14 protein-coding genes and 1 pseudogene are annotated in these 14,299 nt (G+C 73.0%); 14 read left to right on the forward strand and 1 reads right to left on the reverse strand.

Features of this window, described 5'->3' with window-relative positions; genetic code table 11:
* The first annotated feature begins 473 nt into the window (after window positions 1-473).
* From QMZ92_RS32275 to QMZ92_RS32340, 14 genes and pseudogenes are all read left to right on the forward strand, one after another.
* Window positions 474-1,520, forward strand: coding sequence for a cation diffusion facilitator family transporter (locus QMZ92_RS32275; RefSeq protein ID WP_283301122.1), 1,047 nt, complete (start codon window positions 474-476; stop codon window positions 1,518-1,520).
* A 446-nt stretch (window positions 1,521-1,966) separates the two neighbouring features.
* The gene (locus tag QMZ92_RS32280; protein ID WP_283301123.1) at window positions 1,967-2,395 is read left to right on the forward strand and encodes an NfeD family protein; all 429 of its coding nucleotides are present in this window, start codon (window positions 1,967-1,969) and stop codon (window positions 2,393-2,395) included.
* Between the two features lie 3 nt (window positions 2,396-2,398).
* On the forward strand, window positions 2,399-3,418 hold the full coding sequence (locus QMZ92_RS32285) for an SPFH domain-containing protein (RefSeq protein ID WP_283301124.1): 1,020 nt from the start codon (window positions 2,399-2,401) through the stop codon (window positions 3,416-3,418).
* A 280-nt stretch (window positions 3,419-3,698) separates the two neighbouring features.
* Window positions 3,699-4,493 (forward strand): annotated as a pseudogene (gene cobF, locus QMZ92_RS32290) (precorrin-6A synthase (deacetylating)); the annotation flags it as partial.
* A 51-nt stretch (window positions 4,494-4,544) separates the two neighbouring features.
* Entirely contained in the window at window positions 4,545-4,907 is a 363-nt protein-coding gene (locus QMZ92_RS32295) for a glyoxalase superfamily protein (protein WP_502962188.1), read from the forward strand.
* Window positions 4,908-5,168: 261 nt separating this feature from the next.
* Window positions 5,169-5,402: a hypothetical protein gene (locus QMZ92_RS32300; RefSeq protein WP_283301125.1), complete on the forward strand. Its 234-nt coding sequence runs from the start codon at window positions 5,169-5,171 to the stop codon at window positions 5,400-5,402.
* Window positions 5,402-7,666, forward strand: coding sequence for a heavy metal translocating P-type ATPase (locus tag QMZ92_RS32305; RefSeq protein ID WP_283301126.1), 2,265 nt, complete (start codon window positions 5,402-5,404; stop codon window positions 7,664-7,666). The genes QMZ92_RS32300 and QMZ92_RS32305 overlap by 1 nt, the downstream gene beginning before the upstream one ends.
* Entirely contained in the window at window positions 7,663-8,166 is a 504-nt protein-coding gene (locus tag QMZ92_RS32310; RefSeq protein ID WP_283301127.1) for a copper chaperone PCu(A)C, read from the forward strand. Before QMZ92_RS32305 ends, QMZ92_RS32310 begins: the two co-directional genes overlap by 4 nt.
* Window positions 8,167-8,777: 611 nt before the next feature.
* Complete coding sequence (locus QMZ92_RS32315) at window positions 8,778-9,548, forward strand: hypothetical protein (protein WP_283301128.1); 771 nt, start codon at window positions 8,778-8,780, stop codon at window positions 9,546-9,548.
* Window positions 9,549-9,717: 169 nt separating this feature from the next.
* The gene (locus QMZ92_RS32320) at window positions 9,718-10,338 is read left to right on the forward strand and encodes a sigma-70 family RNA polymerase sigma factor (protein ID WP_283301129.1); all 621 of its coding nucleotides are present in this window, start codon (window positions 9,718-9,720) and stop codon (window positions 10,336-10,338) included.
* Between the two features lie 89 nt (window positions 10,339-10,427).
* A complete protein-coding gene (locus QMZ92_RS32325; protein ID WP_283301130.1) occupies window positions 10,428-10,646 on the forward strand; it encodes a hypothetical protein in 219 nt (72 codons plus the stop codon).
* Between the two features lie 54 nt (window positions 10,647-10,700).
* On the forward strand, window positions 10,701-11,765 hold the full coding sequence (locus tag QMZ92_RS32330) for an ABC transporter substrate-binding protein (RefSeq protein ID WP_283301131.1): 1,065 nt from the start codon (window positions 10,701-10,703) through the stop codon (window positions 11,763-11,765).
* Window positions 11,766-11,767: 2 nt separating this feature from the next.
* Entirely contained in the window at window positions 11,768-12,847 is a 1,080-nt protein-coding gene (locus tag QMZ92_RS32335; RefSeq protein WP_283301132.1) for a FecCD family ABC transporter permease, read from the forward strand.
* Window positions 12,844-13,659: an ABC transporter ATP-binding protein gene (locus QMZ92_RS32340; RefSeq protein WP_283301133.1), complete on the forward strand. Its 816-nt coding sequence runs from the start codon at window positions 12,844-12,846 to the stop codon at window positions 13,657-13,659. The genes QMZ92_RS32335 and QMZ92_RS32340 overlap by 4 nt, the downstream gene beginning before the upstream one ends.
* 72 nt (window positions 13,660-13,731) lie before the next feature.
* Here the strand turns inward: QMZ92_RS32340 and QMZ92_RS32345 are convergent, their stop codons facing one another.
* Window positions 13,732-13,947 carry a heavy-metal-associated domain-containing protein gene (locus QMZ92_RS32345; protein ID WP_283301134.1) on the reverse strand — a complete coding sequence of 72 codons (216 nt, stop codon included), beginning with the start codon at window positions 13,945-13,947 and terminating at the stop codon, window positions 13,732-13,734.
* Window positions 13,948-14,299 lie beyond the last annotated feature (352 nt).

A 14,299-nucleotide genomic window follows, 5' to 3' on the forward strand; every position in this document is an offset into this window, starting at 1 on the left:
CCATCGTGTGACCAGTCGGCAGGCACACACGGCGCGTCGGGTCCCCGTCGGCAGTCGCCCGGCCCGTCCGCTCCCGGCCGGCAGGCACACGGCCCACCCCGGGGTGGTCGGCGTCGTTCTCCGGGCGAAGCGGAGCCCCCGATCGACCGCCTGATACGGGTGCGGGACCGCGACCGGTGATCGTCCGGCGGACGAAGGGTTCGCCGTCGCGGTGGCTGCGCGCGTCGACGACGGGCGCACGGATGCCCGGAGGGCGACCGGATCCGGCTGCCGACCCGGTGAGGACGTGCACGCCATGAATGCGACAACGACTGTCGATTTATTGAGGAATCTCTCACTCTGAATGTGAAATGCCAGGTCGCAGGCCTGTTATCGGTAGCGATTACCAACATCGTTGCAGCCTTTGCATGGATCCGTTCCGTGCGTTTCACTGCGGACCGGAAAGCACGTGACGCTCAGGTCAGGGGGAATCGATGGGTAAGGGGCACGCTCACGGTGGTGCACACGGCCATGATCACGGTCACGGGGTAACGGGGGACTCGGACAAGCGATGGCTCTCGATCGCCCTCGCCCTGATCGTCGGCTTCATGTCGGTCGAGGTCGTCGTCGGTGTGGTGGCGAAGTCCCTGGCGCTGATCTCCGATGCCGCTCACATGCTCACCGACGCCGTCGCCATCGTCCTCGCGCTGGTGGCGATGCGGATGGCCAAGCGGCCCGCAAAGGGCAGCTACACCTACGGTCTGAAGCGGGTGGAGATCCTCTCCGCCCAGGTGAACGGCCTCTCCCTGATCCTGCTGGGCGCCTGGCTGTCGGTCGAGGCCGTCGAGCGGCTCATTGATCCCCCCGAGGTCGAGGGCGGGCTGATGCTCGCCACCGCCCTCGCGGGGATCGCGGTCAACGTGGCCGCCACCTGGTGCATCTCCCGTGCCAACCGCTCCTCGCTGAACGTCGAGGGCGCCTACCAGCACATTCTGAACGACCTGTTCGCGTTCGTCGGCACAGCGGTCGCGGCCTTCGTCGTCCTCACCACCGGCTTCGCACGTGCCGACGGCATCGCGACGCTCGTCGTGGTCGCCCTGATGTTCAGGGCGGGCTACGGGCTGCTCCGCGACTCGGGACGGATCTTCCTCGAGGCGGCTCCCGCCCATGTCGACCCCGACCGGCTCGGTGGGCGACTGGCGGCGGAGCCGGGGGTGCGGGAGGTCCACGACCTGCACATCTGGCAGATCACGTCCCAGGAGGTGGCCCTGTCCGCGCACGTGCTCGTCGAGGCCGGCGGCGACTGCCACGCCGTACGCCGGGACCTCGAGGACCTGGTGCGCCGCGACTTCGGCATCACCCACACCACCCTCCAGGTGGACCACCGTCCGGAGGTCCTGCTCCAGGTCGGCGGCCCTGCCGGCGTGCCGGGCGCGGCGGGGCACTGCGCGGACCCGCACGGCACGGCGCACCGCGACGGCCCGAACGGCCCCGACGACGGTTCGTACGCCGACGGGACGGTTCGCGTACCGGGGCCATGACGGCCGCCGGCCCGGGGATGGGGCGGTTCGCGTACCGGGACCGCGCGGCACATGATGTGCGGGCGAGAGCGGAGACGTACTCCGGACCGACGCCCCGTCCGATGGGAAGCGTCGTACGCGACTCCTCGCGCCGGGCTTCGAGGAGCCGGTCGCCGAGGCCGCACCTTTCCGGACGCAGGGCCATCGGATGCACGTCCCACCCGGCGCACACGAGGTCCGGAGGCCGGTGCCGGAGGTCCGGACATGCCGTGACACCGGCATCGAGCAGGTCGTGACGAAAGGTGGAATACGGGTGATTTCTATGTTTTTAGGATGGGTAGATACGAGACGTAAGGGGTGACTCGGTAACGGTCACCTCCCGGCCCGGCGTACCCCGGGCCTTCGTGGGAGGAGGACGGGACATCGCCCGGGATCTCCGAGCACCTGCGTCAGTCAGGAGGGGCGAGATGGACCTCTGGGCGATCTGGTTGATCATCGCTGCGGTGCTGATCGCCGCGGAGACCCTCACGCTGACCGTCGCGCTGGGCATGCTGGGCGGAGCCGCGCTGATCACCGCGGCATGCGCCGCGGCGGGAGTACCGCTGCCCCTCCAGTTCCTGGTCTTCACCGTCGTCGCCGTGATCAGTGTGGTGTTCGTGCGCCCCCGTGTGCGGCGCGTGCTCACCCCGCGGCGCGAGCGGTTCGGCGTGGACGCTCTGGTCGGCAGCACCGCCCAGGTCGTCTCCGAGGTGACGGGCACGGGCGGCAGGGTCCGCATCGGCGGCGAGGAGTGGACGGCCCGCGCGTACGACGAGTCGCTGGTGATCCCTCCGGGAACGGCCGTGGACGTCATGGAGATCAGCGGCGCCACCGCTGTCGTCTACCCCCGGGAGTGAATCATGGAAGGCACGGCACTCCTCCTCGTCGGCGTGATCGTCGCGCTCCTGGCGGTCTTCACCGTCGTTCGCGCGGTGCGCGTCGTACCCCAGGCGCGTGCGCGCAACGTCGAGCGGCTCGGCCGCTACCACCGCACGCTGCAGCCGGGACTCAACGTCGTCATCCCGTACGTCGACCGGGTCTACCCGGTGATCGACCTCCGCGAACAGGTCGTCTCCTTCCAGCCGCAGCCCGTCATCACGGAGGACAACCTGGTCGTGGAGATCGACACCGTCGTGTACTTCCAGGTGACCGATCCGCGTGCCGCCGCCTATGAGATCGCGAACTACCTGCAGGCCGTTGAGCAGCTCACCGTCACCACGTTGCGCAACGTCGTGGGGTCGATGGACCTGGAGCAGACCCTCACGTCGCGGGACACCATCAACAACCAGCTGCGAGGTGTGCTGGACGAGGCGACCGGGAAGTGGGGGCTGAGGGTCAACCGCGTGGAGATCAAGGCCATCGACCCCCCGCAGTCCATCAAGGACGCGATGGAGAAGCAGATGCGGGCCGAGCGGGACAAGCGGGCCGCGATCCTCGGGGCCGAAGGTCATCGCCAGGCCCAGATCCTCACCGCGGAGGGCGAGAAGCAGTCCGCCGTCCTCCGGGCGGAGGGCAACCGGACCGCCGAGATCCTGAAGGCCGAGGGCCAGTCCCGGGCCATCGACGAGGTCTTCCAGGCCGTGCACCGCAACGACCCGGACCCCAAACTGCTCGCGTACCAGTACCTCCAGGTGCTGCCCCAGCTCGCCCAGGGCCCCGGCAGCACGTTCTGGGTCATCCCCGGTGAGGTCACCTCCGCACTCCAGGGGGTGTCCCGCGCGTTCGGTGAGGTGCTGCCCCGATCCCCGGCGACGCGGGAGGATTCCCCCGGCGGGGCGGCCGACCGGAGGGCCGCCGACGACGCGGCGCGGGCGGCGGAGGCCGCAGCGGAGGCCGTCGCCGACGCGGTCCAGGCCGACGGCGCCACTTCACGGCCCTGACCGCTCCTGGCCCCCTCGCCGGCCAGTGGGCGAGGAGCCGTGCAGCAGGGGCGACGGTGAGGGAGCATCTCGCGTTGCGGACCGGCCCCGCCGGAGGCCTACGCTTCCAACACCGGCTGGTCCACGCCGTGTTCGTCGCCGACCGGGAGGCGTGACCGTGTGCATGGAGGAGCGGCCACCGGAGTCCACCCACCGCTGACCGGCGCGCCGACCCGGGACGCGCGCTCCGCGCGGCGGTCCACCCTTCCACCCTTCCACCCCGCCCAGAAGGCCGGTACGCATGAGCACGGACCACCGCCACCTCCTCGTCATCGGCATCGGCGCCGGTGACCCGGACCATCTGACGCTCGCGGCGCTGAAGGCCATGCGCCGAGCCGACGTCTTCTTCCTCCTCGGGAAGGGGCCGGAGAAGTCCTCGCTCACCGATCTGCGGCGTCGGATGCTCGACGAGCACGCCCGCGCGCCGTACCGCGTCGTCGAAGCGGACGACCCGTGGCGCGACCGGACGCCGGGAGGCCGGAGCGAGTACACGGCGGCGGTCCACGACTGGCGCAGCCGGCGCGCCGACGTCTACGAGCGCCTGATCCGGGACGAGTTGGCACCGGGACGGACCGGGGCCTTCCTGGTGTGGGGCGATCCCGCCCTGTACGACAGCACCCTGGGTGTCCTGTCGGAGATCGAGGCGCGGGGCACGGTCGCCTTCGACACCGAGGTCGTCCCGGGAGTCAGCAGTGTGTCCGCCCTGGCGGCGCGGCACCGCATCACGCTCAACCGGGTCGGCCGTCCGGTCCGCATCACTCCCGCGCGCAGACTGCCCGAGGTGGGGCTCGACGACGACGGCGACGTCGTCGTGATGCTCGACGCGCAGGAGTCGTTCAGCGGGATCGAGGGCGACGACGTGTGGATCTACTGGGGCGCCTACCTCGGAACGCCCGACGAACTCCTCGTGTCCGGCCGTCTGTCGGACGTCGCCGGACGCATCCAGCGGCTTCGTTCCGAAGCACGTGCGCGGCACGGCTGGATCATGGACACGTACCTCCTGCGCACGGTCGACGGAGCGGTGGACGGCGGCTCAGGTCCGTCCGGTACCGCGGCCGCGGCGCGGTCCTCGGCCCTGACGCCGTCCGTGCCCGACCCGGCGCGAAGGGCGGGGGAGGGGGACGAAGAGGCGGTCCCCGTGCTTCGGGTGGCCGATGCCGACGCGGCGGTCGCCTGGTACCGGCGGCTCGGGTTCGTGAAGCGATGGGGGCACCGGTTCGAACCGGGGCTCCCGGCCTTCGTCGAGATCGCGAGGGGCCCGGTGAAGCTCTTCCTCTCCGAGCACGTGGGCGACGCCCGCCCCGGCACGCTGGTGTATCTGCGGGTACGGGACGTCGACGCCGTCGCGGAAGAGTTCGGCGTGCCGGTGACCACCGCGCCATGGGCGCGCGAGGTGGAGCTCCGCGATCCCGACGGCAACCGGCTGCGGGTGGGCACACCGGCGGAGTGATCGCCGGTCGGGGCGGACCGGCCGGTCGGGGCGGAGGTGCGTGAGGTGAGTCACACACGCTGCCCGGAACCCCACCCCTCACACGTACGACATCTGGACCGTACGGAGAACCGGGCCGACCGGGAGGCCGACTCCGTGCCGGACCGGCGTCCGGCCGAGCCGGAGAAGCCGAGCAGGGCCCGAGCCGGTCCGCCGTGCGCAGGCCGCCCGGACGCACGCGGGCGACCAAACCGTACGCATGTGATGAGGGAGAGCTCGGTCATGGACGATTCCCGACGAGCGGCGCCCGGTGCCACCTCGGTGCTCTCGGTGCTCCGCAAGGTGGCGCCGCCGCCCGCGCTGTGCGGCTTCCTGCTGCTGCTCGCCGTGGTCTTCGCGGGTTCCTACTGGGTCGGAACCCTCGTGGGGCCCGTGGCGCCGGGCATGCACGCCACCCCGTCCGGCGGGGCGGGGGAGGACGACGGAGCCGGCCACGGCCACGGAGGGCGCGACTGATGGCCGCCGGAACGGGGCTGCTCGTCATCACCGACCTGACCGTGGGGGGAATGACCTGCGCGGCGTGCGTGCGGCGCGTCGAGAAACGGCTCGGCAGACTCGACGGCGTCACGGCCACCGTGAACCTGGCGACGGGTACCGCACGGGTGAGTCATCCGCCGGGGACCGAAGTCCCCGCACTCGTCGCCGCGGTGGAGGGCGCCGGCTACTCGGCCGCGCTCTCCGAGCCGCCCGAGCCGCGGGAGGAAGGGGAGCGCCAGGAGCCGGACGCGGGCGCCGAGGAAGCGCGGCGGAACGCGGAACGGCTGCTGCTCACCGCACTTCCGGCGGTGCCGGTGCTCGTACTGTCGATGGTTCCGGACTGGCAGTTCCGCAACTGGCAGTGGCTCTGCTTCGCGCTCGCCGCGCCGGTGGCCCTGTGGGGGGCATGGCCGTTCCACGTACGGGCGGTGCGCGGGCTGCGGCACGCCACCGCCACCATGGACACCCTGGTGTCGCTGGGAGTGTTGGCGTCCTTCTCGTGGTCGGTGTACGCGCTGTTCCTGGGCGGGGCGGGAGAACCCGGCATGACGATGCCGTTCACCCTGCTCCCCGCGGCCTCGGACGGCAGGGCGCACCTCTATCTCGAGGCGGCCGTCGGTGTGCCCCTCTTCGTCATGACGGGGCGGTACCTCGAGGCGCGGGCCAGACGCGGAACCGGCGCTGCGCTGCGGTCGCTGGCCCGGCTCGCCGTCAAGGAGGTCGCGGTGCGCGAGGACGGTGGTGAACGACTCGTCCCCATCGAGGAGTTGGGGGTCGGCCAGGTCTTCGTGGTGCGTCCCGGGGAGCGTGTCGCCACCGACGGCCAGGTGGCCGAGGGCAGCTCCGCGGTGGACCTGGCCCTCGTCACGGGGGAGAGCGAGCCGGTCGAGGTCGGACCGGGATCGCCCGTGGTCGGCGGCGCGGTCAACGCGGGCGGCCTGCTGCTGGTGCGCGCCACAGCGGTCGGCGCCGACACCCGGCTCGCCAGGATCACCCGCATGGTCACCGACGCCCAGGCCGGAAAGGCCAGGGCACAGCGGCTGGCCGACTCGGTGTCGGGGGTGTTCGTGCCGGTCGTCCTCTCCCTCGCCGTCACGGCCCTCGGCTTCTGGCTCGGTGCGGGTGCCGACCCGCAGGCCGCCGTCACCGCGAGCGTGGCCGTCCTGGTCGTGGCCTGCCCCTGCGCGCTCGGCCTCGCGACCCCGACGGCGCTGATGGCGGCGACCGGCCGGGGCGCCCAGCTGGGCGTCCTCGTCGGCGGGCCCCGGACGCTGGAGGGCCTGCGGCACGTCGACACCGTCGTGCTGGACAAGACCGGCACGCTCACCACCGGGCACATGGCCGTCGCCCGCTTCACGGCCGTGACGGACGGGCCCGGGCGCGAGGCGGTGCTACGGCTGGCCGGCGCGGTCGAGCAGGGCTCGGAGCATCCGCTGGGCCGTGCGGTCGTCTCGTATGCGCGCAGCGCGGCCCCCGACCGGCCGCTGCCTGAGGTGAGCGACTTCACCGCCGAGGCCGGCCGTGGTGTACGGGGCCGGGTCGCCGGCCGCCTGGTCGAGGTGGTCGCGCCCGGCGGCGAACTGCCGGAGCCGCTGGGCGAAGCGCTGCGGACGGCGGAGAACGCCGGGCACACCCCGGTCCTGGTCCGCGTGGACGGAGAGCCCCGGGCCGTCGTCCAGGTCGGCGACGTCGTACGGTCCGGTAGCTACCGTGCCGTGGAGCGGTTGCGACGGCTGGGCGTCGAGCCGGTGCTCGCCACCGGCGACCGGGAGGCACCCGCGCGGAGCGTCGCGTCGGACCTCGGCATCGAGGTCGTGCACGCCCGGTGCACCCCCGAGGGCAAAGCGGCGTTGGTGCGGCGGTTGCGGGAGGACGGCAGGCGGGTCGCGATGGTCGGCGACGGGGTCAACGACGCCGCCGCGCTGGCCGGGTCGGACCTCGGGATCGCGATGGGCAGCGGCACGGACGTGGCGATCGGGGCGGCCGACGTGACCCTCGTGCGCGGTGACATCGGGGCCCTGGCGGACGCCGTCCGGCTGGCCCGCCGCACCCTGGGGACGATCCGGGTCAATCTCGTGTGGGCGTTCGGGTACAACGTCGTGACCGTCCCGCTCGCCCTCGTGGGGCTGCTCAATCCGATGCTCGCCGCGGTGGCGATGTCGGTCAGCTCACTCCTCGTGGTCGGCAACAGCCTGCGGTTGCGGGCCTGGCAGCCGTCTCCCGTGCGGAGCCGCCGGCGATGACGGGGAAGAACCGCCGGCTCACCGACGCACTGCCGGCCGTACTGGTGCCCCTCGTCGCGTGCAGCGTCGCCCTGGGCGGCCTGACCACCTGGGTCGGGACGGGCAACGCGGGCTCCCCGGCCCGCATCGCCGTCGTTCCCGGCCGGGTGTACCTGCCGTACGGGGACGGCAGGGAGACCGCGGCCTTCTTCGACATCGCCAACTCCGGCGGCTCGGAGGACCGGTTGACGGGAGCCACCTCGCCCTCCGCCCCGGGCGGGGTCACGCTGACCCGTCACCGCGGCACCGAGACGGGCGGGGCGTACCGGGACGCGGTGGCGTCGACGACCGTCCCGGCCGGAAGCGGACTGTCCATGTCACCGCACGGTGTGAGTCTCACCCTCCGGCCCAGGGCCGAGCTGCGGCCGGGCGACATCGTGCCGTTCACGCTGCGGTTCGAGCGGCGCGGACCCGTCAGGACCGTCGCCGTGGTGGTTCGCCCGGGCTCGTCCTCCTCGTGACGGGCCCGTCACCGGTCGCGGAGCAGCCGTAGGACGGGGGCGCGCGGCTCCCACGGGGCGGTGGCGGGACGGACTCTCGTCCAGCAGGCGGCTCGCGGTCGACCGCGGCTCTCCCACACGTCGCGGCGGGACTTCCGGGCGCCTCGCAGCGGGCGGTAGACGCGGGGCCGGGGGCCGGGGCGAGCACGGGACGCACGGGCCGGAGCGCTGTTCGTACCGAGGCGGTCCGGCACCGCACGGTCCTGGGCCCTTCCGGCCCACCCACCCTCCCTCCTCCGCCGCGGGCGAGTCGCTTCCTCGTGGGCCGCGCCCGCGTCGTTCCCCTCCGGGACCGGTGCCGCGTGTCCGTCCTTCCGGGCCGTGCACGCCGGTCGGCCACCGGTGTCGTCCGCCCGGGACCTGTGCCCGCGGTGCGCCGGACGGCGGGTGCGCCGCGACGGCGAGCGCGGCGATCTGCCCGGACGCCGACTCCCCGTGGTATTCGTCGATGCGGACGCAGTCCGCCTGCCGCAACTGTGGTCTGGATCAACCGGTTTGGTCCGAGACGGTGACCGGGCCCCGGTGCGTACCCATGCGTGACGACGGACGTCAGGATGCGAGGATGAGGCGCCATGACTGCTGGGTGGTGCTCGCGCACGGTACGGGCCGCGGTGTTCGCGGCCGTGTGCGTGCTGCTCGCCGCCCTCGGTCACGTGATGATGTCCGGGGAGTCCACGCCCTGGTGGACGCTGGCCGGCGGGTTCGTCGCAACAGGTGGACTGGGCTGGGGACTGGCGGGCCGTGAGCGGGGACTGCCGTCGGTCGTGGCCGCGGTGGTCGCCGTCCAGACGGCGCTGCACACGGTCTTCGCCCTCGCGCAGTCCGGGGCCGGCGCCGCAGGACACGCCGTACGTGCAGCCGCGCCCGCCCACCAGGGGCACCACCACACGGGGTCCGGCGGTACGGGGCAGGCCCACACAGGCGCCACACACGGTATGGCGATGGGGCATGGGCACGGCTCCTCCCTCGAATCTGCGGGGCACATGGGGTCGGGGCATACATCCCTCGCGGGCGACGTGGTCGACATGGGCCGTACAAGTCACCTGCATCATCCGGATGTGCTGTCCGGAGACTCCTCGTCCTGGGGCATGCTCGCCGCCCACCTGCTGGCGGCGCTGCTGACGGGCCTGTGGCTCGCCTACGGGGAGCGGGCCGCGTTCCGCATCCTGCGCGCCGTCGCCGGATGGCTGACCGCGCCGCTGAGGCTGCTGCTCGCGCTGCCTGCTCCGCCGCACCGTCCGCGGCTGCGCGGCCGCCGCCGTCCTTCCCGTGCGTCGCGGCTCCTTCCGCTGGTCTACGCGATCGTCTCCCGAGGGCCGCCCGTGGGGTCCGCTGTCGCCTGACGACAGCCGGAATCCCGAGGTGGCCCAAGTGCCCCTCGGGCACGGCCGTACCCGGCGCGCGGTGGGTCACCCACCCCGGCGCCGTACGGCCGCACCCCACACACCGGGTGGCGGACCCTGTGGCCTCGGGCCCCGGTCCCGGACCCGGACGACCCGAGAAGGACATCTGGTGATCTCTTCTGCCCTGCCCGCTTCATGCGACGCGACGGAGAAGGCGCCTTCGGCCGACGAGTCGATCACCTCCTGGGCGCTCGCCGCCCGCTCCGGTGATGCCGACGCCGTGGAGCGTTTCGTCCGCGCCCTGCACCGCGACGTCCTGCGCTACGTCGCCCATCTGTGCGGCGACCCCCAGTCGGCCGACGACCTCGCACAGGACACGTTCCTGCGTGCGCTCGGCAGCCTGCACCGGTTCGAGGGACGGTGCTCGGCCCGTGCCTGGCTCCTGTCCATCGCCCGCCGCGCGGTGATCGACAGCTACCGGTACGCGGCCGCGCGACCCAGGCTGCACGACGTACCGGACTGGCAACTCGCCGTCGAACGTGCCCAGCCGTGCGACGTACCCGGCTTCGACGAGGGCGTCGTGCTGCACGAACTGCTGGCGGGCCTGCCGCAGGAGCGGCGGGAGGCGTTCGTCCTCACCCAGATGCTCGGGCTGCCCTACGCGGAGGCCGCCGAGCTGAGCGACTGCCCGGTCGGTACGGTGCGCTCCCGCGTGGCCCGTGCCCGGGCGACGCTGATGGAGCGGCTGACCGAGGCGGAGGAGCCGTCCGCGCCCGCGCTGGCGGCCTGACGCGGCAGGGTGCCGGCGCGTCCTCGTGCACGCGCCGGCACCCGCGTTCAGGCCGGATCCGGACGTGACACGGCCGCCCGTGCGACCCCGTGGGCGCGTGGACGCGGGCATCCGCGGGGTTCGCCGGTGCGGGCGTACCGGGCGGCGATGTCGGTGCGCTCGTCGTGCTGATCGCCGGAGCGTCCGCGTCCTCCCAGCGGCGCACGTGGCTGACGTGGATCAACGGCGTGCCGTTCGGCTGCCGGGAGCCGGGAGCCGGGAGCGTGAAGCCGGGAGCCGGGAACTCACCCGTCACCCGTTCCGACTAGTGGACCGGGGGACGGCGTTTCGCCCCCTGCGTCAAGTGAACTCTGGAGACTCTCATGCGTTCTCGTGTGTGGTGCGGTACGGCGATCGCGGTGCTCGGCCTGCTCGCGTCGGGTTGCGGTGGCGGGGAGGGCAGCGGAAACAGGGGAACGGGGAAGTCCGCGGCCTCCGGCGGATACCCCGTGACCGCAACCGACTGCACGGGCGCCGAGACCACCTTCGCCGCCGCCCCGAAGAAGATCGTCACCAGCGACGCCTCCGCTCTGGAGCTCCTGCTCCGCCTGGGAGCGGGCGACAGGGTGATCGGCACGGGGTTCCCGCCCGGAAAGGGCGCGCTGCCCGGCGAACTCGACGCCCAGGCGCAGAAGGTCGAGGTCCTCAGCCGGACGGTCGTCCCGAAGGAGAAGCTCCTCGGCTCCGGAGCCGACCTGTACATCGACACCTTCGCCTCGATGGCCGGCATGGGCGGCGGCATGGGTGACGCGCCGACCGAGGAGGAGTTCAGGGCAGCCGGGATCAACCGCCTCCACCTCAAGTCCACCGCCTGCGCGGCGATGAGCAAGACCCCGTCGACGGACCTGTCCGCGGTCGAGAACGACATCACCTCCCTCGGAGCCGTCACGGGCACCAGCGAGAAGGCGAAGGAACTCGTCGCCGGCATGAGGGAGAAGGTGGACGGCGTCCAGAAGGCGATCGGAGGAGCCGCCGGGGACGCGCGGCCGACCTACTTCTTCTTCGACTACGACGCGGGTACCAGGCAACCGGTCGCGGTGTGCAACCGCCAGGTCGCCAACGCGCTGATCACCCTGGCGGGCGCCCGCAACGTGTTCGCGGACTGCGACGCCGACTTCAAGCAGGTGAGCTGGGAGGACGTGGTGTCCAGAAACCCGGACTGGATCCAGCTCGGCGTGCGCAACCGGGGCAGCGAGGCCGGGAACGACAAGGCGTTCGACGAGGCGCGGGCGTGGCTCGAGGGCAACCCCGCCACCAAGGGCCTGAAGGCCGTGAAGGAGGGCAGGTTCCTGCGCATCGGCTCCGAGCGCACCACGATCGCGGGAGTGGAGAACGCCACCACGGTCCGGGACATCGCCAGGGCCATCCACCCGGACAAGGTCAAGTGACCGTGCTGGACACGCCGGCCGCGTCCCGCCGCGGGGCGAGGACCCCCGGCGAGGCGCGTACCGTGCCCGCCGGGTTGCTCGCGATCGTCCTCGGCGCGGCTCTGCTGGCCGCCCTGACCGCGGCGGTCTCCTGGGGCGCCACGTCCATCCCGCCCGGTGAGGTGTGGGGCGTCGTGGGCAGACGGCTGACCGGCGAGGCGCCGCGGCCCGGCACGGACGACCTGATCGTCTGGCAGCTGCGGGTCCCCCGGGCGCTGCTCGCCGCGCTCGTCGGCGCCGGACTCGGCCTCGTGGGGACGGCGGTGCAGGCCCTGGTACGCAACCCGCTGGCCGACCCGTATCTGCTGGGCATCTCCAACGGGGCCTCCCTGGGTGCCGTCGCCGCGATCGTGCTGGGGCTCGGTGCGGGCGGAGCACTGGGCCTCGGGTTGTCCGGCGCCGCCTTCGCCGGTGCCCTGGCCACCTTCGCCCTGGTGTGGGCGGTGGCCCGGCGCGGCGGCGGGTTCGCTCCGCTGCGGCTGGTCCTGGCCGGTGTGGCGATCGGGCAGTTCCTCTCCGGCCTCACCAGTTACCTGGTGCTGCAGACCGGGGACGGACAGCAGACGCACAGCGTGCTGTTCTGGCTGATGGGGAGCCTGAGCGGGGCGAGCTGGTCGATGCTCGCCGTGCCCGCCGTCGCCGTGCCCGCGGCGCTGCTGTGGCTGCACGCGCGCGGCCGCGGGCTCAACGCCCTGCTGATGGGCGACGAGACCGCGGCCGGACTCGGCGTCGACGTCACGAGGCTGCGCCGCGAACTGTTCACGGTGACCAGCGTCCTGACCGGAGTGCTCGTCGCCGTGTCCGGCGCGATCGCGTTCGTCGCCCTGATGGTGCCGCACGCCTGTCGTCTGGTCGTCGGCGGCGACCACCGCCGGCTGCTGCCGGTCTCCGCGCTCTTCGGGGCGCTGCTGATGGTGGTGGTCGACATCGTGTGCCGGACGGCCATGGACACGCAGGAGCTGCCGGCCGGTGTGGTCACCTCCCTGATCGGAGCCCCGGCCCTGCTGTATCTGCTGGACCGACGCCTGGGGGGCGGCAGTTGAGGATCGACATGGAGGACCTGCACGTCGCCTATGCGGGCAGCACGGTCGTGTCCGGCGCCCGCCTGATCGCGGCCGAGGGGGAGATCACCGGGCTGGTCGGCCCGAACGGCAGCGGCAAGTCCACCCTCCTGCGCACCGTCTACCGGCATCTGAGTCCCGTCGCGGGCCGGGTGCTGCTGGCGGGACGCGACATCCGCGAGCTGTCGCCTGGCCGCTCGGCGCGCCATGTGGCGGCGCTGCCGCAGGAGCGGGGCAGCGAGTTCGAGCTGACGGTACGGGAGGTGGTGGCCATGGGGCGTACGCCGTACAAGAGGGCGTTCGCCGGGGACGACGCCGCCGACCGGGACGTCGTCGCCCGCGCCCTGGCGGACGTCGGCATGGGCACGGCGGCCGGACGGCGCTTCACGGCGCTGTCGGGCGGCGAACGCCAGCGGGTGCTGCTGGCCCGTGCGTTCGCCCAGGAGCCCGACGTCCTGGTGCTCGACGAACCGACCAACCACCTGGACGTCCGGCACCAGGTGGAACTGCTCGCCCTCCTCAGGGCACAGCGCCGCACCACCCTGGTGTCGCTGCACGACCTCAATGCGGCCGCGTCCGTGTGCGACCGGCTGCACGTCCTGCACTCCGGGACGGTCGTCGCCTCCGGACCGCCTCGTGAGGTGATCACGCCGGAGCTGATGGCGGACGTGTTCGGGGTCCGGGCGGCCGTGGTAGACCACCCCCTCACCGGCGACCCGCTCATCGCCTTCGACCACAGGGCGCCCGCCGCCGCCCCGGCGGCGCCCGCGCTGGAGCCCGACACCGCCGGATGACGGTGGAGCCCGGACGGCGCCGGAGGGGCAGGACGGCCGTCCTGCCCCTCCGGCGTGCATGCGGTCCGGGGGTCACGCGCTCACCGGATCGCCGATCCCGTAGCCGGCCTCGACGATGGCGGCGCGGAGCCGTTCGTCGTCGAGGTCCGTGCCGTGCACGGTGACGGCGTTCGCGGCCAGGTCGACCACGACCTCGCTCACACCGGCCACCTCGCGGACCTCCTCGGTGATGCTCGCCACGCAGTGCCCGCAGCTCATACCGGTGACGTTGTAGTGCTTCTGGGTCATGGGACCACTCCTCGGTGCCGGTGAGCGCTCTCACCGGCGTACGGGTGCGCGGGGGCGGCTGTTCAGCGCCGCGGCGAGAGGGGTACCTCGCGGCACGGGCGCACCACTGGTTTCAGGTGTCACAGCAGACGTCGGCCGAGGAGGCCCCGGGGTTCCCCGTCGCCGGATTCGGTACCCGCCGGGCGGGTACCGGTGGCCCGGACGGCGACGGCGGAGTCACGCCCCGCCCGCGCCGCAACAGCCCTGCCTCCGGGCACAGTTCCCGGAACCGGCCGGGAACTCATCGCGGGGTGGCAACGACATGTGGGACGAGGCCGCCGCCCGGCGGCCGTCCCACAGCGGAGGGCGGACG

Source organism: Streptomyces sp. HNM0645 (assembly GCF_030056615.1).
Lineage (GTDB): Bacteria > Actinomycetota > Actinomycetes > Streptomycetales > Streptomycetaceae > Streptomyces > Streptomyces marianii.